The 21,020-nt window shown below is 48.1% G+C and carries 20 protein-coding genes; 17 read left to right on the top strand and 3 right to left on the bottom strand.

Features of this window, described 5'->3' with window-relative positions:
* Positions 1–258: 258 nt before the first annotated feature.
* Together rsmD and coaD are read left to right on the top strand one after the other, a co-directional pair.
* Positions 259–855, top strand: a complete 597-nt coding sequence (gene rsmD, locus ABR335_RS11720) for a 16S rRNA (guanine(966)-N(2))-methyltransferase RsmD (RefSeq protein WP_017552186.1) — start codon at positions 259–261, stop codon at positions 853–855.
* Positions 812–1,306, top strand: coding sequence for a pantetheine-phosphate adenylyltransferase (coaD, locus tag ABR335_RS11715; RefSeq protein ID WP_205421937.1), 495 nt, complete (start codon positions 812–814; stop codon positions 1,304–1,306). The genes rsmD and coaD overlap by 44 nt, the downstream gene beginning before the upstream one ends.
* 276 nt (positions 1,307–1,582) lie before the next feature.
* Here the strand turns inward: coaD and ylbJ are convergent, their stop codons facing one another.
* Positions 1,583–2,803 carry a sporulation integral membrane protein YlbJ gene (gene ylbJ / locus ABR335_RS11710; protein WP_017552188.1) on the bottom strand — a complete coding sequence of 407 codons (1,221 nt, stop codon included), beginning with the start codon at positions 2,801–2,803 and terminating at the stop codon, positions 1,583–1,585.
* A 125-nt stretch (positions 2,804–2,928) separates the two neighbouring features.
* On the opposite strand from ylbJ, the gene ABR335_RS11705 reads away from it, so the two are divergent.
* Positions 2,929–3,720, top strand: coding sequence for a patatin-like phospholipase family protein (locus ABR335_RS11705; protein WP_014095577.1), 792 nt, complete (start codon positions 2,929–2,931; stop codon positions 3,718–3,720).
* Positions 3,717–4,766 carry a SepM family pheromone-processing serine protease gene (locus ABR335_RS11700; RefSeq protein WP_026684618.1) on the top strand — a complete coding sequence of 350 codons (1,050 nt, stop codon included), beginning with the start codon at positions 3,717–3,719 and terminating at the stop codon, positions 4,764–4,766. Before ABR335_RS11705 ends, ABR335_RS11700 begins: the two co-directional genes overlap by 4 nt.
* Positions 4,767–5,057: 291 nt before the next feature.
* Here ABR335_RS11700 and ABR335_RS11695 read toward each other — a convergent pair whose 3' ends face one another.
* Positions 5,058–6,284, bottom strand: a complete 1,227-nt coding sequence (locus ABR335_RS11695; protein ID WP_035189218.1) for a nucleotidyltransferase — start codon at positions 6,282–6,284, stop codon at positions 5,058–5,060.
* Between the two features lie 283 nt (positions 6,285–6,567).
* Between ABR335_RS11695 and ABR335_RS11690 the strand changes: the two genes are divergently transcribed.
* From ABR335_RS11690 to ABR335_RS11680, 3 genes are all read left to right on the top strand, one after another.
* Positions 6,568–7,113 (top strand): YceD family protein, encoded by a 546-nt coding sequence (locus tag ABR335_RS11690; RefSeq protein ID WP_014095574.1) that lies wholly within the window; start codon positions 6,568–6,570, stop codon positions 7,111–7,113.
* 52 nt (positions 7,114–7,165) lie between these two features.
* Positions 7,166–7,339: a 50S ribosomal protein L32 gene (gene rpmF / locus ABR335_RS11685; protein WP_014095573.1), complete on the top strand. Its 174-nt coding sequence runs from the start codon at positions 7,166–7,168 to the stop codon at positions 7,337–7,339.
* A gap of 173 nt (positions 7,340–7,512) precedes the next feature.
* Positions 7,513–8,025 (top strand): RsfA family transcriptional regulator, encoded by a 513-nt coding sequence (locus tag ABR335_RS11680; RefSeq protein ID WP_014095572.1) that lies wholly within the window; start codon positions 7,513–7,515, stop codon positions 8,023–8,025.
* An 84-nt stretch (positions 8,026–8,109) separates the two neighbouring features.
* Here ABR335_RS11680 and ABR335_RS11675 read toward each other — a convergent pair whose 3' ends face one another.
* Positions 8,110–8,610: an N-acetyltransferase gene (locus ABR335_RS11675; protein WP_013858962.1), complete on the bottom strand. Its 501-nt coding sequence runs from the start codon at positions 8,608–8,610 to the stop codon at positions 8,110–8,112.
* 213 nt (positions 8,611–8,823) lie between these two features.
* Here ABR335_RS11675 and ABR335_RS11670 point away from each other — a divergent pair, with 213 nt between their 5' ends.
* The 10 genes from ABR335_RS11670 (at position 8,824) to mraY (ending at position 21,020) form a co-directional block, all read left to right on the top strand.
* Positions 8,824–9,702: a 2-dehydropantoate 2-reductase gene (locus ABR335_RS11670; protein WP_014095571.1), complete on the top strand. Its 879-nt coding sequence runs from the start codon at positions 8,824–8,826 to the stop codon at positions 9,700–9,702.
* A 150-nt stretch (positions 9,703–9,852) separates the two neighbouring features.
* Complete coding sequence (gene bshC / locus ABR335_RS11665) at positions 9,853–11,472, top strand: bacillithiol biosynthesis cysteine-adding enzyme BshC (RefSeq protein WP_014095570.1); 1,620 nt, start codon at positions 9,853–9,855, stop codon at positions 11,470–11,472.
* Positions 11,473–11,811: 339 nt separating this feature from the next.
* The gene (gene mraZ, locus ABR335_RS11660; protein WP_013858966.1) at positions 11,812–12,243 is read left to right on the top strand and encodes a division/cell wall cluster transcriptional repressor MraZ; all 432 of its coding nucleotides are present in this window, start codon (positions 11,812–11,814) and stop codon (positions 12,241–12,243) included.
* Between the two features lie 27 nt (positions 12,244–12,270).
* Positions 12,271–13,200 (top strand): 16S rRNA (cytosine(1402)-N(4))-methyltransferase RsmH, encoded by a 930-nt coding sequence (gene rsmH / locus ABR335_RS11655; RefSeq protein WP_014095569.1) that lies wholly within the window; start codon positions 12,271–12,273, stop codon positions 13,198–13,200.
* Positions 13,201–13,221: 21 nt separating this feature from the next.
* The gene (ftsL, locus tag ABR335_RS11650; RefSeq protein ID WP_014095568.1) at positions 13,222–13,581 is read left to right on the top strand and encodes a cell division protein FtsL; all 360 of its coding nucleotides are present in this window, start codon (positions 13,222–13,224) and stop codon (positions 13,579–13,581) included.
* Positions 13,578–15,719, top strand: a complete 2,142-nt coding sequence (locus tag ABR335_RS11645; RefSeq protein ID WP_014095567.1) for a penicillin-binding protein — start codon at positions 13,578–13,580, stop codon at positions 15,717–15,719. The genes ftsL and ABR335_RS11645 overlap by 4 nt, the downstream gene beginning before the upstream one ends.
* A gap of 241 nt (positions 15,720–15,960) precedes the next feature.
* Positions 15,961–17,877: a stage V sporulation protein D gene (locus ABR335_RS11640; RefSeq protein ID WP_014095566.1), complete on the top strand. Its 1,917-nt coding sequence runs from the start codon at positions 15,961–15,963 to the stop codon at positions 17,875–17,877.
* Between the two features lie 268 nt (positions 17,878–18,145).
* Entirely contained in the window at positions 18,146–19,603 is a 1,458-nt protein-coding gene (locus tag ABR335_RS11635) for a UDP-N-acetylmuramoyl-L-alanyl-D-glutamate--2,6-diaminopimelate ligase (RefSeq protein ID WP_014095565.1), read from the top strand.
* A gap of 5 nt (positions 19,604–19,608) precedes the next feature.
* Positions 19,609–20,049, top strand: a complete 441-nt coding sequence (locus ABR335_RS11630; protein ID WP_014095564.1) for a hypothetical protein — start codon at positions 19,609–19,611, stop codon at positions 20,047–20,049.
* Positions 20,046–21,020, top strand: a complete 975-nt coding sequence (gene mraY / locus ABR335_RS11625; RefSeq protein WP_014095563.1) for a phospho-N-acetylmuramoyl-pentapeptide-transferase — start codon at positions 20,046–20,048, stop codon at positions 21,018–21,020. Before ABR335_RS11630 ends, mraY begins: the two co-directional genes overlap by 4 nt.

Raw genomic sequence — 21,020 nt, 5'->3', positions numbered from 1 at the left:
GCAGCCAATACTGCAGGGCCCTTCTATATCCTTATTCCGGACAGAAGGCAAAGGGAGAGGAGAAACCGGAGGAAGAACTTATGGGGAAACGTAAGTCTTCTCCGCGGTTGGCAGCAACATCTTTTGATGCTGCTGGTATCATTATGGCCAACTTTTCCTGAATTATACTTTTGCTTTAAATTTTGGTGAAAAACTTTTCCACCCGGCCGGAAAATATGGTAGGATAAGATGGAAATCTGATGATACGTGGTGACCAGCATGAGAGTCATTTCAGGAAGCCAAAAGGGCACTGTTTTAAAAGCCGTTCCGGGAATGGGAACGAGGCCTACGACAGATAAAGTAAAAGAAGCGATTTTTAATATGATCGGCCCGTATTTTGAAAAAGGCCTGGGCCTCGATTTATATGCAGGGAGCGGCGGGCTCGGGATCGAAGCCTTGAGCAGGGGTATGGAGAAAGTGATTTTCGTTGATAAGGAGATCCAGGCGCTGCAAACCGTCCGGGCCAACCTGGAAAAATGCGAATTTTTAGGCCGGAGTGAAGTATACCGGAATGATGCCGGCCGTGCATTGAAAGTGCTGGCGAAACGGGGGCTTGCCTTTGATACGGTATTTCTCGACCCGCCTTACAAAAAGCAAAAACTAACCGCGATGCTGAAATTTATCTCGGCAAACGGCCTTCTCCGTGAAAACGGTTACGCTGTTTGCGAGCACGACGCCGGACTGACCTTACCGGAAAAAGCGGGCAATCTTTTTACATATAAAACAGCACAGTACGGCATCACCGGCATCACGATTTACACGAAAAAGGGGGATGAAACCCGTGGGGAAGACCGCGATCTGCCCGGGCAGCTTTGATCCGATTACAAACGGGCATTTGGATATTATTAAAAGAGGGGCAAAAGTATTCGACAAAGTCTATGTGGCAGTGCTGAACAATATTTCAAAACAGCCGCTTTTCGATATTGAAGAAAGAAAAGCGCTGATCCGGGAAGTGACAAAAGAGATCCCGAATGTGGAAGTCGATTCCTTCCAGGGGCTTTTAATGGAATATGCAGAATCAAAAAAAGCGGATGTGATTATCCGGGGCTTACGGGCTGTTTCGGATTTTGAATATGAATTGCAGCTGACATCCATGAACCGTGTGCTGAATGACAGAATTGAAACCTTTTTTATCATGACAAACAACCAGTATTCTTTTCTCAGCTCAAGCATTGTGAAAGAAATCGCCAAATACCACGGCAATATTGCGGAACTGGTACCACCGGTTGTGCATGAGGCATTGAAAAAGAAATTTCAGGGGCAATAGAAAAGCGGGCGGAACCGGACATTCCGGAAGAGCTGGACGAACACAGAAGTGTTGATACAATAGAAAAAGCAATGGGAACCGGACATACCGGCCGTACATAAAGTGCCGGAAAATCCCGGGCTGGGCCGGATGTACATTTTAAACCGGCTCCCCAAAACCGGACATGCCGTTTATACACCGCACTAAAAACTTTAAAAACAGGCCCGGTTTATTTATTGAAAAATTTGCGAAGGCATCAGAAAAAGCGGGAATGCTCCCCGCTTTTTTGCGCTTTTTTCAGGCCCGGTCCGCCCGGCAGGCACGATAATAAAGAAAAATGTACAGTACAAGACAGGACAGGGTAAACAACGGCCCGTAGATTTCAAGCCAATCTGTCACACGCGCGTACAAGCTGCGGCCTCCACCTGGCATACCAAAAGCTTCCTGCCACGCGCTTTTTTCAGCAAAAAAGCGTAAGTAGACCGGATTCCAAACGAGCCGGATGATCACAGCCGACAGAAAACCGTGCAGCAGGCGGGCAAGAAAAAACGGCCGGAAACGGATATCCGTCTGGGCAAGAATACTGGCCACCTGTGCCTGGATGCTGAATCCGCCAAACCCGAGGATGAAGCTCGCGGCGATGGCCTGCTGAAGCAGCGAGGATTCCTGCACTTCACTGATCATTTGGATTCCGAGCGTTACTTCGAAAAGGCCGGAAATGAGCGGGATGCTCAGCTTTTCCGAAAAATGCGCAAGGTGAAGCAGCTGGGAGACAAACATGCCGAATACGGACGTGACATGCATATACAGAAGCAATTTATTAAAGACTGAAAACAGGATGATAAATCCGCCGATCATCAGAAGCGTCTGGATGGCGGACATGACAGCGTCCCCGAGCAGCTTCCCGATCGGCTTGCTGTTTTTAATTCTTGTCGCATGCAAAACGAGAAGCGCTTCTTTTAAAAGAAAAGTATGTTTCTTTTTCGGCCCTCTTGTATCCTCGCCGGTTCCGTAAAAACGCATCACCAGGCCGACAATAATATTGCCCGCATAATGCGCCGCGGCAAACAGAAGGCCGAGAGAAGGATTATGGAAAAAGCCGACAGCGACCGCCCCGAAAATAAAAAGGGGGCTGGAAGAACTGGTGAACGCTACAAGCCGTTCTGCTTCAACCCGGTCAATCTGTTTTTCCTGACGGAGACGGGCGGTCAACTTCGCCCCTGAAGGATTGCCGGAAGCAAGCCCCATGGCCCAAGTAAACCCGCCAACACCGGGAACACGGAATAATGGCCGCATCAACGGCTCCAAGAGAACACCGACGAAGCGGACCACTCCGAAGCCGATCAGCAGTTCAGAAATGACAAAAAAAGGAAAAAGTGAGGGGAAAACGACTTCCCACCACATATTTAAACCTTGAATGGAGGCTTTAAAAGATTCATCCGGCAATACAATCATGGAAATCGCCATTATCGAAACGCTGAAGGCCAAAATGGCGCTTTTGAGTTTAGACTGGTACAATCTGTGTTCCTCCCCTGTCTTTCAATCCGCAGCACTTGCTCGCTTGTCCCTATAAATCAAATATACTCATAGGTCTGTAAATTAGACCATAAACTGTACGAAAGAAGGACACGAGGAGGGGGACAATGGCGGGTCGCCCAAAAATCGGATTGGCGCTCGGATCGGGAGGCGCCAGAGGCTTTGCGCATATCGGCGTATTGAAAGTTTTTGAAGAGGAAGGCATTCCGGTGGATATGATTTCCGGCAGCAGCATTGGGGCGCTGGTTGCGGCGCTGTACGGGGCGGGGCGGACTGTCCGCGAGATGGAGCTGCTTTCCGGTGCATTTAAACGCAAATATTATTTGGACTTTAAAATTGGCAAGATGGGCCTGATTTCGGGGAAAAGAATTGAAGATCTGATCCGTTTGCTCGTTCATGGGAAAAAACTTGAAGAATTGAACCCACCTGTTGCCGTTGTCGCCGCAAATCTTTCAAACGGCGAAAAAACGGTGTTCAAAAAAGGGCCGGTTCAAGAAGCGGTGCGCGCCAGCATTTCCATCCCTGGCATTTTTGTCCCGAAAAAAATTGGCGGCCATCTTTTTGTGGACGGCGGTGTGGTGGACCGCGTCCCGGTGTCCGTTGTAAAGGAAATGGGGGCGGAGCTTTTGATCGGGGTGGATGTTTCCGTCATGAAAAAAGAAGCGGAAATCCGCCATATTTATGATGTGATTATGCAAAGCATCGATATCATGCAGATGGAACTGGCCGAAAGCCGGAAAACGGAAGCCCATGTTTTGATCCGCCCCGATGTCTCGATGTACAGTTCAATGGCTTTTACAAATGCCGGACAAATCATTAAGATAGGGGAAGAAGCAGCAAAACAATCCGTAACTGAAATACAGCAATTGCTGGAAAAATGGAAGGAGCCCGACAAATGAAACACCGAAACATCCGGCGGCGCATATTGATTGTGGCAGTGCTGATTCTTGCCCTCCTGTCCTTTGTGCCGCTGCCTTATTATATTGAAATGCCGGGGAGTGCCATGCAGCTTGCCCCGCTGATCAAAGTAAAGGGCGGCTATCCTGAAAAAGGCCAATTGATGCTGACGACTGTCCGTATGGGCCGCGCGAATCCGTATACGTATCTTTGGGCAAAAATGAGAAAACACGAGGATGTCGTACCGGTTCGTGAAATTATGGATAAAAATATGACGGACGAGGAATACAATGTCTATCAGCTTTATTTAATGGAATCAGCAAAACATAATGCCATCCAGGCTGCTTTTAAGAAGGCAAAAAGGCCGTTCAGCTCCTATTACGAAGGGATTTATGTCCTGAATGTATATGACGGGATGCCGGCCGCAAAAGTGCTCAAAGCCGGGGACAGAATTACAAAAGTGGACGGCCATGCATTCAAGTCTTCCAAACAGTTTATGAACTATGTCGCAAAGAAAAAAGCCGGGGACAAAGTGAAATTGGACTATATGCGTCATAAAAAGGCGAAGATGGCAACCGTTGCACTTGCAAAATTCAAGGAAAACCATCATAAAACGGGAATCGGGATCAGCCTTGTCGATGACCGGACCGTCAAATCCGACCCGGCTGTGAAAATGGATACCGAAAAAATCGGTGGCCCTTCCGCCGGGCTGATGTTCACATTGGAAATCTACAACCAGCTGACCAAACAGGACATCACAAAAGGCTATAAAATTGCCGGAACCGGAACCATTTCGCCAAACGGGGAGGTCGGCCGCATCGGCGGGATTGATAAAAAAGTGATTGCAGCGGACAAAGCAGGGGCGGACATTTTCTTTGCTCCAGATGATACGATTACACCTGAAATGAAAAAAGCCGAGCCTGGCATCAAGCCGAATTACGAAGAGGCAAAAGCGGCGGCGAAAGAAATCGGGACGAACATGAAAATTGTACCGGTCAAAACACTGGATGATGCACTCGCCTATTTAAACGGCCTGAAACAAAAATAACCGGAAAGCCGCTTGTTTTAGCGGCTTTTCCCTGTAAAGAAGGGGGAAGGCCGTCACGCATCCCGGGCTTTTGCCTGCAAGTCTGAAATGTAATGTGGGTTCCGGTTTTTCGCCTGCAAAAAGCTGAAAATCATGCGTTTCATCGGTTTTTCGCTTGCAAAAAGGAGAACAGCCTAAGTATGCGGCTTTCTCGTCTGCAAAAAGCCGTGCTCATACAATCATGCGTTTCATCCGGCTTTGCCCCAGCTGCATACGCGAAGCTTTCCGTCTGTAAAAAGGCAGAATCAAGCGTCACGCGCCATCCGTTTTTTCGTCTGCAAAAAAAGGTGGCTTGCTGAATTCCCGGATCATTAAGTGTTCCCGTTCGTTTGCCGGAAGCGGGAGGGCATATATCCGCGCGGCTCTTATGTCCGGTGCAAGCAACGGGGCAGTTTGCAGCGAAAATTTTGAAATAATAGGAACCGGTACCGTTTTTTTCACGCTGTTCAAATAGCGCCTTCCCGTTTCGTTCATGGCGAGCAGCCGGATATACGACGGTTTTGCCGCATGTTTTTTGATTTCTGCTTTTTTGGCATTGGTTAACAAATGGGTGCAAATTCGCTGCAGTCTTGTCCACGTGTATCGTTTTGTTTTCACTTTTTCCATGAAGTCGGGAAAACTGTTGGCAGATGCCGCGGCTTTTTTTAAACGGTATTCAATGCCTTCTTCCACTTCATAAATGGCGCGTAATTCTTCTTCAGATGAGGAAAGCAGCCGGTAGTGCAAAAAAGGCCAGTAAAGCGCCCAATGCAGGAAGTGCCCGTTGTTGTTGCGGTGCCGGCTCAGTACATGAAATGCTGGTTCCGGCAGCACCGGGCGGGCAGCGTGCAGATCTTCGGTTTGCAAGATGGTTTTTCTGATGGCGCTTGCACTTGCAATTTCACCGGTTATCGCGACGTCATGGTGCCCAGCCGCTTTTCTCTGGACGGTAAAAGCCTCCATCGCCGGGTTTTGCCTTGCTGCCGCGAGCATATAATGGAAGCCGAGAATATTATTGGGTGAGCTTAAATCGAGCGTACTGTCGCCTGGTGCGAGCTTCTGAAAGCTGTTTGATAGCGCTGCCGGATAGCTGATCCCTTTTTTGACCTCGCGCTTGACGGATGCGTTAAATGCCGCTTCGTTTTGAAGCAGGACGGCAGCCGCCTGGCGGAATGCTTCGATGTCGCCGGATTCGCTGCCGAAGCAGAAGCTTTTGCACTGCAAAGCGTCCAAAATGGCAATCCCGCCTGCCGCAAATTTTTCGGCGGGCTGGACGGCAAATGCATACGGCAGTTCGACAACGAGATCCGCGCCCGATAATACGGCCATCTCCGCCCGCGTCCATTTTGAAACAAGCGCCGGCTCGCCCCGCTGCATAAAATAGCCGCTCATTACGGCAATGATACACTCTGCGCCTGTCATCCGCCGCGTCTCGCGAAGATGGTGCAAATGGCCATTATGAAAAGGATTGTACTCCACAATGATGCCGGTACTTTTCAATTGTGATTCCCCTTTCCGGAAGATTTGGATGTTTAAAAGCACCCGTTTGGGATAAGTTATTTTTAACATAACCGGCAAAAAAAGCAATCCTGCCTGCTGCAAAATTTTTTTGAAAAAACGGGGAGTCTTGAAGATGAAAGCGTAAAAAGGACGCGTCTTAAACAAGCCCGGGCCGGTTTCTGGTTTGAAGAAAAATTTTCGTTTTGGACATCATGGTTGTAAAGCAAAAAATATTGACAAAAGGTATGAGGGAAGCTATAATTACCTTTGTTGTCTTGGGGTGATGAAAGTGAAATGGTCTGCCATTCAATTGCAAAAATTTCGGGACAAGCGCTTTGAGATAGATGAATCGGTTGATATTACAAAAGATTTAATGGAAACTGATTCCGAGATCCGCGGGGCTTCGCCTTTCCACGTAACGGGAACGGGGAGTGCTCAGCAGGGCAGGGTGACGTTTGATCTTCACATTGAAGGAACGCTTGTGCTGCCTTGTGCCCGGACGCTTGTTGATGTACATTACCCGGTAGACTTGAAATCGACAGAAACGTTTCTTCTCGAGCCTTCCGATTATGAAGGCACTGAAGATGAAGAAGTGCATGTTGCCGAAAATGAGGTCATTGATTTGATCCCGGTTATGAAAGAATTGATTTTGCTCGATATTCCCATGCAGGTTTTCAGTGAGGAAGCCAAAAAAGGAGAACTGCCGCATACGGACAACTGGCAGGTGCTGACGGAGGACGAGTATCTGGAAATGGAGCAGAAGGCGGAAAAAGCGGTAGACCCGCGTATGGCCGACCTTGCGAAATTTTTTGACCAGGATTCTGAATAACCGCCATCTTCGGCTAAATGATATGCTGATCTCTTATAAGGAGGTGGGAAGAATGGCTGTACCTTTTAGAAGAACTTCTAAAACGGCAAAAAGAAAACGCCGCACACATTTTAAATTGCAAGTTCCCGGCATGATTGAATGCCCGCGATGCGGTGAAATGAAAATGGCACACCGCGTATGCCCATCTTGCGGTTATTACAAAAACAAAGTTGTGGTAAATAAATAATAAAAGAGCACGGCGCAAACCCGTGCTTTTTTATTTGCCTTCAAAACGCCATCCCTTTCCGCCAAAAGCCTCTGTCTGTTCTTCCTTTTTTCCTCAAAATTTTGCAGCGTCTTTTCGTCTATCTTTTCTATCAACGGCATATGAATAGTATTAAAAAGGATGGGGGGAAAGATATGCCGGCAGTCAGACAGGATGCCTGGACACAGGAAGAAGATTTGCTGCTATCGGACATTGTGTTGCGCCATATCCGCGAAGGCAGCACGCAGCTCCGGGCGTTTGAAGAGGCAGGGAAGCGGATGAACCGGACCGCAGCGGCATGCGGGTTCAGGTGGAATTCTTATGTGAGAAAGCAGTACGCCTCAGAAATTGAAGCCGCAAAAAAAGAAAGAAAGGAAAAAAAGCAGCTCGTCCGAGATTCCGGGAGAGCACCGGCTGAAGAAGGGCAGCAGACAGAAGCAACGCTGTTTGATGCCATCCGTATCCTTCAGCAGCTTGCGGAAAAAAGCAGGCACGAGAGTGGGCAGTTGTCCGCATCCCGGCGCGGTACAGAGGAATGGAAAAGCAAATATGAGGCGCTGCTTCAAAAGTATCTTGAAGAAAAGGAAAAGCATGAGCAGCTGCAAAAAGAATACAGTGCGCTCCTTTCCATTATGGAAAAAGCACGGCAGTTGTCTGAACAAGATTAAAGCGGCGGCACATCCCCTGGACCTTAAAAGGCAGGGGACATTTTTTGTTCGTAAAAGGCAAAAAAAGAACCGGAATCCGGTTCTTTAAGAAGAGGTCGTTTTTTTGTCCTGTTTTGCGTCTTTCAGCTTCACGCCGTGCGGCAACCAGACAAACGGGTTTTCACTCAAATCGCGTTCGACATTATAAGGAACAGGTTTGAACCCCATTTTTTCCCAAAATCCTCGCGACTTCAGGCGGGCGTTTGTTTTAATCGGCAGCCCGAAGCTTTTGGCAAAATCAACAAGCGCCCGGCCGTAATTCTTATATTGATAGTTCGGGAGCACTTCCAGCTTCCAAAGTTCCAAAAATGTTTGCGGGGGGTCAAAATAGAGATCGTATTTTGCATCCCGTTCGTAAAGGCTCATGCGCGCAACGAGTTTATCGGCAAAATAAATGCCGTAAAATGGCGAGTCGGCGTTGTCTTCAATAATATTGTCCTGCAAATCTTCAAGCATGGACAGTTCCTGCTGCCCGTACTCTTTAAACTGCTTGAATTCTTCGAGCGTTTTGTAGTTCACTTTCAGCCTTTCCACTTGATAAGCCATATCAATTCCCCCATCCCTCTTTATATGCTGTGTCGCAGCAGCATGGCGGCGATTCTTACATAAAACCGGTTGATATTATCATTATATAACAAACAATTGGAAGAATGAAAGAAATACGTGTAAACGGTCGCACACCATTTGTCTGGAATTTTCTTTTCCATTCCCTTATTGCCTGTTAAAATGGAGCAAAGAAAATGGAAAGGGGCGGGCAAAATGAAAATTGGGGTGATTGGCGCTGGTGCGATCGGTTTATTATACGGGGGTTGGCTTGGTAAGTTGCATGAAGTGACCTTGTTTCCAAATACGAAGGCGCAGACCGTAGAGCTGAATGAAAAAGGGATTACCGTAAAAGACGGCGCATCTTCGTTCAGGACGATTGTCAAAGCGGATGACACGTTCTCTTCGCTTTCCTCCCAGGATCTAGTCATTGTTGCCGTCAAGCAATATGACCTTCCTGCTGTGACAACCGTTTTAAAAAACGAAGATGGCGGGGTGACGATCTTGTTTTTGCAAAACGGCATGGGCCATCTTGTTCTTCTTGAAGAATTGCCGCAAAAAACGATCCTTGTCGGTACGGTAGAGCACGGCGCATCCCGGCTTGACGGCACAACGGTGAAGCATAATGGGCACGGCAAAACGAATATCGCCGTCTACCGCGGGAAATGGGATGAAAGCGTGCATTTGCATACGGATGCTTTCCCGTTCACGGTGCAGCCGGATTATGAGCTGATGCTTTTGCGCAAATGTTTTGCCAATGCCGTCATCAATCCGCTCACAGCCGTTTTAAAGGCAAAGAACGGGGAACTGATCAAAAACCCGCATTATGCCCGTGTGTTCCGCGCCGTATTTGAAGAACTGGCGGCGCTTTTCCCAAAACTTTCGCGGGAAAAGATGTGGGAGGAAGTCACCGGCATTTGCAAAAATACGTGCGAAAATGAATCGTCCATGCTGAAAGATGTGAAAAAAGGAGCACGGACCGAGATTGACGCGATTCTCGGTTACATGCTGGAAACGGCTGCCCGTCAAAACAGCCAGGTTCCGCTTGCGTCCGCCCTTTATGAAATGGTGAAAGGGATGGAGGATAAGGGGTGAGGCACGTTCCGTGTGTTGCCGCCGTGCCCGCAGCGGCCGGAAACAAGGTTTCAGTTGTTGCAACGAGCAGGCAGGCTTTTTTTTTTTTTTTCACAAAAATGCTATACTCAATGAGAAAATCAATGAAAACGAGAAAGGAAGAATCATTTGATGGAACTGGAAAACTTTTCAATTCCAGCAACGAATCGGTTCGCTTCCCTCTATCTTGCGCAAAAATCTCCTGTAAAGGATTTTTTTCATTATGATATAACGGATGCTTCTGTTTTCCATAAAAGAGTGGAAGATTTAAAAAAACGGGCTTTTAACCGGGAAGGGCTGGCAGATTGTATCGGGCACTATATGGAAAAATTTGGAATCTCCCCGGAGACGGCCCATTCCTTGGAAAAATTAAGGCAGCCGAACGCTGCTGTTGTGATCGGTGGCCAGCAGGCAGGGCTATTAACAGGGCCGCTTTATACGATCCATAAACTGATTTCGATTATCCGGCTTGCCAGTGAGCAGGAAGAAGCCCTGCAAATTCCGGTTGTACCTGTTTTCTGGATCGCGGGCGAGGACCATGACTATTTGGAAGTGAACCATATTTATGCCGAACAGGAAAGGCGTTTAAAAAAATTTAGTTATGCTGAAGGGCCGCTTGAGAAAAAAATGATCTCTGATACCACACCGGATCCTGCCCATTTAAAAAAATGGATACATAAAGTTTTTGAAGCATTTGGCGAAACCGAACATACCAATGCCCTTCTTTCCAAGCTGGAGGCGTTTGCAGACAGGGCACAAAGCCTTTCTGACCTGTTTGCCTGCATGATTCACGATCTTTTCAAGGCATACGGGGTGCTGCTCATCGATTCGGCTGATGCACACTTGCGGAAGATCGAGGCGCCGTTTTTTGAACGGATGATCCAGGATTATGACAAGATTACGGAAGCGGTCCTCTGGCAGCAGCAGGAAATCGCGCAGTTTGAGTTTCCAAAAGCGATTGATATTTCCAGGCGGGCGCTGAATCTTTTTTATTATGACGGCAAGGAACGGATTTTGCTGGAGTACAGTCCGGAGCAAGGCGGATTTACCGGAAAAGGCGGCAGCCCCTTTTTTACAGAGGAAGCGTTGTGCGCGCTTTGTGCGAAAAGCCCTGAACGGCTGAGCAATAATGTTGTCACAAGGCCGCTTATGCAGGAATGGCTCTTCCCAACCCTTGCGTTTATCGGCGGGCCGGGCGAAATTGCGTACTGGGCCGAGCTGAAGCGGGTGTTTGAAGAAATGGGGATTCTGATGCCGCCTCTTGTGCCGCGACTCAATATCACGTTGCTTGAGAGAGCGGTCCAAAGGGATATCGAGGAACTGGAACTCGATATCGGGCATGTATTAAAATACGGGACCCGGAAAGAGCGGGAAAAATATTGGAATGACGCAAAAGATGAGAATATGGACGCGCTCATTGCAGAAACGGAAAACATGCTGAAAATGCAATACGATAAAATTTTTGCCGCAATTGGAAAGGGGTTGGAACCGCTTGCCCGCAAAAATCTCGATTTTCACCTGGGGCAGCTTGCGTTTTTGCAGCGGAAAGTGGATGAAGAGATTGCGGGAAAACATGAAAACATCCTTGAAAAATACGCGCGGGTCGAACGTGCCTTGCGCCCGGACGGCAATCCCCAGGAAAGGGTCTGGAACCTTTTTTATTTCCTTAACAAATATGGGGCGGACTTTATCCACACCCTTGCCGCCCTGCCGTTCACATTTGACGGCACCCATAAACTCGTCAAAATTTAACCGGCTGACAGCGGCCGGCTTTTTTTATGCAAAAAAACAGGGGGTTTTGGTTCACGATGCTTTGTTGGAAAAATGAATTGTAAAGACGCTTCCCGCACGATACCGACGTGGTTTTGGTTCATGATGCTTTTTTGAAAAAATAATTGCAAAGCGAAAAAGCGGGTTGCCGGGACTCACCATGTTGGAACAAGGCTTTACGGCAGGCAAGTTTTAAATTGATTTTTTCTTGCAAAAAGCAGGAAAACGGAGCTGCGAGGAGAATATAAAAATTAAAGTGGTGAAAGGTGGGGGATTGTGGTAAATTATTAATATGAAGTGGGAAGCGGGGGGCACGCGCCAATGTTCATGGGAGAATACCGGCACAATATCGATGTAAAAGGCCGTTTGATTGTACCGGCCAAATTCCGTGAACAGCTTGGCGATACGTTTGTCATTACCCGCGGGCTTGACCGTTGCATTTTCGGTTACCCTGCGGATGAATGGAAACAGGTGGAAGAAAAACTGAAGTCCCTTCCGTTAACGAAAAAAGATGCCCGCGCATTCACACGATTTTTCTTTTCGGGGGCGACCGAATGCGAGTGGGACAAGCAAGGGCGCATTCTTATTCCCGCACCGCTCCTTTCCTATGCGAAACTCGAAAAAGAATGCGTGGTGCTCGGCGTTTCCAATCGAATTGAGATTTGGAGCAAAGATTTATGGGAAGAATATTTTCAGGAATCGGAGGCTTCTTTTGCTGATATTGCGGAAAACCTCATCGATTTTGACCTTTAACATGTTCGATTGGATAGGAGATTCAGTATGTTTCAACACAAGACCGTTTTGCTGAAAGAAACCGTTGACGGGCTACATATTAAACCGGACGGGATTTATGTTGACTGCACGCTCGGTGGCGGGGGCCACAGCGCCTATTTGCTTCAGCAGCTTACCGGCGGGCATTTATACGCTTTTGACCAGGATGAAACGGCGATTCAGCATGCCAAAGAAAAGTTTGCCCATGACCAAAACAGGATCACTTTTATTAAAAGCAATTTCCGGTATTTAAAATCAGAATTGAACGCGCGCGGTGTGCAGGCTGTCGACGGCATCTTGTATGATTTGGGCGTTTCCTCCCCCCAGCTTGATACACCGGAACGGGGATTCAGCTATCAGCATGATGCACCGCTCGATATGCGGATGGACCTCGATACGCCGCTTACCGCTTATGAAGTCGTCAATGAATGGCCGTATGAAAAACTGGTCCGGATCTTTTTCCGGTACGGGGAAGAAAAATTTTCAAAACAAATTGCCCGCAAAATCGAGGCGTCCCGTGCCAAAAAACCGATCGAAACAACCGGTGAACTGGCCGATTTAATTAAAGAAGCGATTCCTGCACCCGCACGAAGAAAAGGCGGGCATCCGGCAAAAAGGGTCTTTCAGGCGATCCGGATTGCCGTGAACGATGAATTATCTGCTTTTGAAACGTCTTTAACGGATGCCATTTCGCTTTTAAAACCAGGCGGGCGGGTCTCTGTCATTACATTTCATTCCCTGGAAGACCGCATTTGTAAAAATATATTGAAAGAATACAGCAGTGCAGGAGATTTGCCGCATGGGCTGCCTGTCATCCCAAAAGAATACGAGCCCGTATTAAAACTCATTACGAGGAAACCCATTGTCCCGAATGATGAGGAAGTGGGCGAGAACAACCGGTCAAGGTCGGCTAAACTGCGCATTGCGGAAAAACGCTAAGAAAATAGAGGAGGGAGTTTTTTGAGTAATTTAGCAAGGCAGCCGAAACGTGCGCTGGAACAGCAACAACAGATTGAAAAAAGAGTAGCACCGGCCACAAGACGCGCGCAGATCACTTTAGGGGAAAAAATCATCGCAAGCCTTTTTGCTTTGTTCGTGTTGATTATGGCCGTGAAGATCGTATCGACGGAAGCTGCAATTTATAATGTCAACCGGTCGATTGAAGATACAAAAACCACGATCCAGAACAAAAACAAGGTGACCGATGATTTGAAAATGCAAGTAAGCGAATTGAGCCGCTACGACCGTATTTACGAAAAGGCAAAAAAACTCGGCTTGAAATTGGACGAGAATAATGTCAAGGTTGTTGAAAATAAATGAAGTCCAGAAAACTGAATACAAACAGGGGGGCAGCGATATTATTTATCATATTCGGTCTGTCCTTTTTTATTATCGCCGTAAGGTTTTTGACGATTGAAATCACAGGGCAGGCAGACGGGAAAGTGCTCGCGGCAAAAGCGGCGAAAAAATATTTGCGGACAAGCGCCATTCCCGCTTCCCGCGGCAATATTTACGATGCAAGCGGGGAAGTGATCGCCGAAAATGTTGTTTCGTACAATCTGGTCGCCGTTTTGGACCCGAAAGTCACGATTGATCCGGAACATCCGAAACATGTTGTCAACCCTCGAAAAACCGCCCAGGCCCTTGCGAAATATATTGACATGCCCGAATCAAAAATTTATTCGCTCCTGACACAAAAAGGGCGGTTTCAAGTGGAGTTCGGGAAGGCGGGGCAGGATATTCCGTATAACGTAAAAAATGAAATTCAAAAACAGAACTTGCCGGGCATCCAGTTCGAAGCCGTGCCGAAACGCACGTATCCGAACGGTTCGTTTGCCTCCCATCTGGTCGGCTATGCGCAGAAAAATGAGACAGGCGGCCAAATGGCAGGTGTAATGGGAATCGAAAAAAGCATGAATGCCGCTTTGGAAGGCAAAGACGGAAAAATCAGTTATGAAGGCGACTTTTGGGGATATATTTTGCCAAACGCGCATAAAAAAGTCACCAAACCGAAAAACGGGGAAAATGTCTATTTAACGATTGACAAGAAAATCCAGTCTTTCGTTGAAGATGCGCTTGGCAAAGTCCAGAAACAATACAATCCGAAAAAAGCGTTTGTTGTCGTGGCCGATCCGAAAACGGGCAAGATACTGGCAATGGGGCAGCGGCCGACATTTGATCCGGAAACGCGGAAAGGTTTGAGCGATGCTTGGCAGGACGATCCAGTCGAAACCGCTTATGAACCGGGCTCAACGATGAAAATTTTTACCTTGGCGGCGGCCGTCCAGGAAGGCGTTTTTCACCCGAATGCGACCTATAAGTCAGGAGAATTCCGGGTGAAAAATGTGCCAAACCCGATTAAAGACCATAATGGCGGGGTCGGCTGGGGCAGGATCACCTTTTTAGAAGGGCTGCAGCGTTCTTCTAATGTTGCATTTGCCACATTGCTGGATTATATTAAGCAGGATAAATTTAAGCAGTATTTGGAAGCGTTCGGGTTCGGGAAACAGACGAAAGTCGGCTTGCCGAATGAAGCTTCCGGCAAAATTTTATACGATTATCCGATTGAACGGTATACGTCGACATTCGGGCAGGGTACAACCGTTACCGCGATGCAGATGATTCAGGCGGCAACAGCTATTGCCAATGACGGGAAAATGATGAAACCGTATGTAGTCGAGAAAGTGGTCAATCCCGCAACCGGAAAAACGGAAAAAACAAAACCAACCGTTGCCGGCAACCCGATCAGCGCGGATACCGCGAAAAAAGTCCGGGATTATTTGCGGACGGTTGTGACGAATAAAAAAACCGGAACCGGCACGGCCTATAACATTCCGGGCTACGAGGTGACCGGCAAAACCGGTACCGCCCAGATCCCGAATCCGAACGGCGGCGGATATTTAACCGGTACCGATAATTATATCTTTTCTTTTCTCGGTATGGCGCCGAAAGACAATCCGAAACTAATCGTTTACGCCGTTGTCCAGCAGCCGCATTTAAAAGCCGGTGAGCTTGGCGGCGAACCGGTTAAAGCGCTGTTTAACCCGATTATGAAGAACAGCCTGCAATATTTAAACATTAAACCGGCAAAAGGGAAGACCGTACGCCTTGCCAAACTTCCTGATTTTACGGGTGACAGCCGGTCAGAAGCGACATCTGCCGTAAAAGCATTGGGGCTTTCCCCTGTTGTGCTCGGCGATGGCGATGCCGTAACGGCCCAGGAACCCGGGGCACAGGAACAACTGCTGCCGGGCGCAAAAGTATTTTTGAAAACAAATGGCAATAAAGTAATGCCGGATATACGCGGCTTTTCGAAACGCGACGTGGCGGGCGCTGCCAAACTGCTCGGCCTCCGCCTGACCATAAGCGGGGAAGGTTATGCCGTGTCCCAAAGCATTCCGGCAAAATCAAAGGTGAAATCCGGACAGGCCCTTACTGTAAAATTCAAGAATCCATAGGCGGGGGCCAGAAGGAATAGCGAAAAAAAGCAAGCATAAGGCTTGCTTTTTTTCATGCGCGTGAAAAGGTACTAGCCGGATGCGTACAAGCATATAAATGGGTGTAAAGGCAACAAAGGGCATTTTATGCGCCCGGAGCGGATTTTTCAGGGTTAAAGGAAACCAAGAGAAGGCTGAAATCTTTCATCTTTCCTGCACCAGGGATCTGCGGCTTTGAGATTTAAATGAAGGAGGCGCGCTCGTGAAACGTGTATCCAATGTTACGGTGAGAAAGCGGCTTGTTTTTATATTGCTTTGCGGGATTGTCATTTTCAGCATTATAGATGTGCGGCTCGGCTATGTCCAGTTCGGGCTCGGGGATATGTTGACGAACAGGGCAAAAGCGCTATGGAGCAGAAGCATCCCTTTTGAAGGGGAGCGGGGAAAAATCGAAGACAGAAACGGTGTGCCGATCGCCTCCAACCAAAGTGCCCCGACGATTTTTATCATTCCGAGGCAGGTGAAGGATCCGGCAAAAACGGCTGAAAAACTGGGGGACGCCCTTGATGCAGATAAAGAAAAGCTTTATAAAGAAATTACACAGGTCAGATCGATTGTCAGAATAAAAGAAGGGCGGAAAATCAGCAATGAAAAGGCAAATGCCGTACGCCGCCTTGGGCTTTTAGGGGTCTATATCGCGGAAGATTCCAAGCGGTATTATCCATTCGGCCGTTATCTTTCGCATGTACTCGGATTCACTGGTGCCGACAACCAGGGGCTGACCGGGCTCGAACTGTATTATGATGATGCGCTGAGCGGAAAAAAAGGGGCAGTCGAGTTTTATACGGACGCAAAAGGGAAGAAAAAGATGAAGGATATGGCAGATGAATATGAACCGCCAAAAAACGGGCTTGACCTGAAACTAACGGTTGATACAAAAGTCCAGACGATTATTGAACGTGAACTCGATAATGCTGAAAAAAAATATCATCCGGACGGGCTGATTGCGATTGCCATGGACCCGGGCACCGGGGAAATTCTCGGGATGTCCAGCAGGCCGAGCTATACGCCTGACAATTATAAAAATGTGCCACAGGAAGTGTATAACCGGAACCTGCCGATCTGGAGCACATACGAACCGGGCTCGACATTTAAAATTATCACACTTGCCGCCGCCCTTGAAGAAAAGAAAGTGAATTTGACAAAAGACAAATTTTACGATTCCGGCGCGGTTGAAGTCGGAGGCTCGACGCTGCACTGCTGGAAAAGGGGCGGGCACGGCAGCGAAACGTTCCTTGAAGTCGTCCAAAATTCATGCAACCCGGGCTTTGTCGAACTTGGCGAGAGGCTCGGAAAAAATACATTATTCAAATACATCCGCAATTTCGGGTTTGGCACAAAAACGGGTGTGGATCTATCCGGCGAAGCTTCCGGCATTTTGTTCAACCTTGACCGCGTCGGGCCGGTTGAACTGGCGACAACGGCTTTCGGGCAGGGGGTTTCTGTTACGCCGATCCAGCAGGTGGCAGCGGTCTCGGCTGCCGTAAACGGCGGGATTCTTTACAAACCGTATATTGCAAAGGAACTCGTTGACCCTAAAACAGGGGAAACGGTCATGCGGAAAAACCCGGTTGCCAAAAGAAGGGTGATCTCGGAAAACACATCGAAACAAATCCGCCATGCGCTTGAAACAGTTGTCACACAAGGGAGCGGAAAAAATGCTTATGTGGACGGTTATCCGGTCGGCGGGAAAACCGGGACGGCGCAAAAAGCCAAAAACGGCCGCTATCTCGAAAACAATTATGTTTTATCCTTTATCGGTTTCGCCCCGGCCAATGATCCGAAAATCGTCGTCTACTTGGCGGTCGATAATCCGAAAAATACGATCCAATTCGGCGGCCAGGTGGCAGCCCCGATCGCGGGCACGATCATCGGCGACAGCCTGCGTGCCATGGGCGTCAAGCCGGTGAAAAACCAGGCGGAAAAAGAAAAAAGTTATTTTGAAACGCCAACGGTAAAAGTGCCGAATTTAATCGGAGAGACGAAAAAAGAGATGATGAACGACCAATACAATCTCAAACTTGATGTCAGCGGATCCGGAAACAAGGTGATCCGGCAGTCCCCTGAAGCAGGCGTGAAAGTGGAAGAGGGCTCAACGATCCGGGTTTACATGCAGTAAAATAGATTCACCAATTCCGGAATGGGCCCCGCTAGGCTCAACAATCCGGATTTGCATGCAGAAAAACAGGGCGGCGCCGTATGTCCGGCCGCCCGTGTTTTTGTTTCAAGAGGCATAAACAAGCTCTTTCGGCGTACATTTTAAAAATCAACAGGACTTCATAGCTTAATGGCCGTTTTTTTTGTACAATAGAAAAGGACTGTATTTACATGTATACACAAAGAAGATGCAGCAACAAGGGTTTGGAACAGGAAGGGTTGGAAGCAAAATGAAGTTACATACATTGTTAGAGGCATTACCATTTGTGAAAATGCCTGCAGTGAATCCGGAAATTACGGAACTTGTCCAGGATAACCGGCTTGTCACGAAAAACAGTCTGTTTATTTGTATCAAGGGCTATACGGTTGACGGGCATAAGTTTGCCGTTGATGCGGCCAAACGGGGTGCAGCAGCCATTTTAGCCGAAAAGCCGGTCGATGTGGATATACCAGTTATTATCGTCCGCAATACAAAACGGGCAATGGCGCTCCTTGCAGACCGGTTTTACGGGCAGCCGTCCCGCAAGTTTCGCCTTGTCGGAATTACCGGCACAAACGGAAAAACAACTACGAGCCATATTATCGAAAAAATATACCGGGATGCAGGCAGAACGACCGGCCTGATTGGCACGATGTATATGAAAATCGGCGATGAAACACTGGAAACGAAAAACACAACGCCGGACAGTCTGACATTGCAAAAAACATTCCATGAAATGAACGCGCGCGGTGTCACCGATTGTGTGATGGAAGTTTCTTCGCATTCGCTTGTTGAAGGCCGGGTGCACGGCTGCGACTATGATATTGCCGTTTTCACAAATCTCACGCAGGATCATCTCGATTATCATAAAACGATGGCGGAATACCGGCGCGCCAAAAGTTTATTGTTTTCGCAGCTCGGGAACTCCTGCCCGCAAGATAAGCCGAAATATGCCATCTTAAATGCAGATGACGCCGCATCAAAGGAATTTGAACAAGTAACCGCGGTGCCTGTCATTACGTACGGGATCGACCATGATGCGGATTTTATGGCCGAAAACATTGACATGCACGCCCGCGGGACAACATTCACGCTTGTGACGCCTTTTGAGAAACGGGAAGTTCGGCTCAAGCTCGCCGGGAAGTTCAGCGTCTATAATATGCTTGCAGCGATCGCAGCCGGAGTTGTTTCCGGGGTGCCGCTTGATTCGGTCATTAAAACGGCGGAAGCGATGGAAGGCGTACGCGGCCGGTTTGAACTCGTAAACGGCGGCCAGGATTTTTCCGTGATTGTCGATTACGCGCACACGCCCGACAGTCTGGAAAATGTCCTGAAAACGATCCGGCAGTTTGCCCGCAAAAAAATCTTTGTCGTTGTCGGCTGCGGCGGCGACCGCGATAAAACAAAGCGGCCGGTGATGGCGCAAATTGCTTGCAAATATGCGCATTATCCGATTTTTACATCGGATAATCCGCGCAGTGAAGATCCGATTGCCATTTTGCGCGAGATGGAAAAAGGGGTAGAAGGTGAGCAATATGAATGCATCCCCGACCGGAGGGAAGCAATCAAAACAGCCATTTTCCGTGCAGAGGCGGGGGATGTTGTCCTGATTGCCGGAAAAGGCCATGAAACGTATCAAATCATTGGAAATGAAGTGCATCATTTTGATGACAGGGAAGTTGCACTGGAAATGATAAAGGAGCGGTGAAGCATATGTTATCATTCGGGGATACAGCCCGCCTTTTCAGTTTGGGCCGCGGCATGGAGATGGCGCTCGAATTTGCCACAGTCAGCGTGTTTGCGGATGTAAACCAGCCAAAGGGATTATACGTCCCTTTTTCTGAACCGGACATTAACCGGGCAATTGCACACGGGGCAATCGCGGCGCTTTGGAAAAACGATGCACCCGTGCCCCGCTATATACCGAATGATTTTCCGCTGTTTATGGCAGAGGATGTTTCTGTTGCTTTTACACAACTGGTACAGTTTTATCTAAAAAAAATGGAAAGCAAGGATTTGGATATGAAGACAACTTTTATTTTTTACGGACCGGAATTGCGGGAAAAAAACCCTCATACATATGATTTGGCGGATGCGGAAAACAGGAAGCGGCTGCTTTGTGCATGCAGGCGCCACGGGAGGGAAAAAGCATGATCGAGCAAGTGATTTTTTTTACAACGCTGATGGCTTTTTTGATTTCCGTGCTGCTTTCGCCCGTTTTTATCCCTTTTTTAAGGAGATTGAAATTCGGCCAGAGCATCCGGGAAGAAGGCCCGAAATCGCACCAGAAAAAATCCGGGACGCCGACAATGGGCGGCTTGATTATTTTGGTATCGATCATTGCATCCACACTGATCATGGCCGGTAAATTCGCAGAACCGACTGTAAGAATTTACCTTTTGCTGCTTGTGACGATCGGATTCGGGCTGCTCGGATTTTTGGACGACTTTATTAAAGTGGTGATGAAGCGGAATCTTGGCCTTACATCAAAGCAGAAACTGCTCGGCCAGATTCTCGTTGCCATCATTTTTTATGTCGTTTTCCGCCACTTCCATTTATCTTCGGAAGTCTCGATTCCGTTTACGGACAAATCGGTCGATTTCGGCTGGTTTTACTTTGTTATCATTCTTCTCTGGCTTGTCGGGTTTTCCAATGCGGTCAATCTGACGGATGGGCTTGACGGCCTTGTATCCGGGACGGCAGCGATTGCTTTCGGGGCATTCGCCGTTTTGGCATGGAACCAGTCACAGGCGGATGTCGCCCTGTTTTCGGTTGCCGTTGTCGGGGCCGTGCTCGGTTTTCTCGTCTTTAATGCCCATCCGGCAAAAGTTTTCATGGGGGACACCGGCTCACTTGCATTGGGCGGAGCGATTGCCGCCATTTCAATTCTGACCAATCTTGAGATTCTTTTAATTGTGATTGGCGGCGTTTTTGTCATTGAGACTTTGTCTGTCATTCTCCAAGTGATATCATTTAAGACAACAGGAAAAAGAATTTTTAGGATGAGCCCGCTGCACCACCATTATGAGCTTTCGGGCTGGTCGGAATGGCGTGTTGTCGTGACGTTCTGGGCGGTAGGCCTTTTGTGTGCGATTTTAGGAATTTATATCGAGGTGTGGATGTAA

Origin of the sequence: Heyndrickxia faecalis (genome assembly GCF_040267745.1) — a bacterium.
GTDB classification, from domain to species: Bacteria; Bacillota; Bacilli; order Bacillales; family Bacillaceae_C; genus Weizmannia; species Weizmannia faecalis.
The sequence above is the reverse complement of the archived record's forward strand: the minus strand, read 5'-3'. Positions and strand labels throughout refer to the sequence as shown.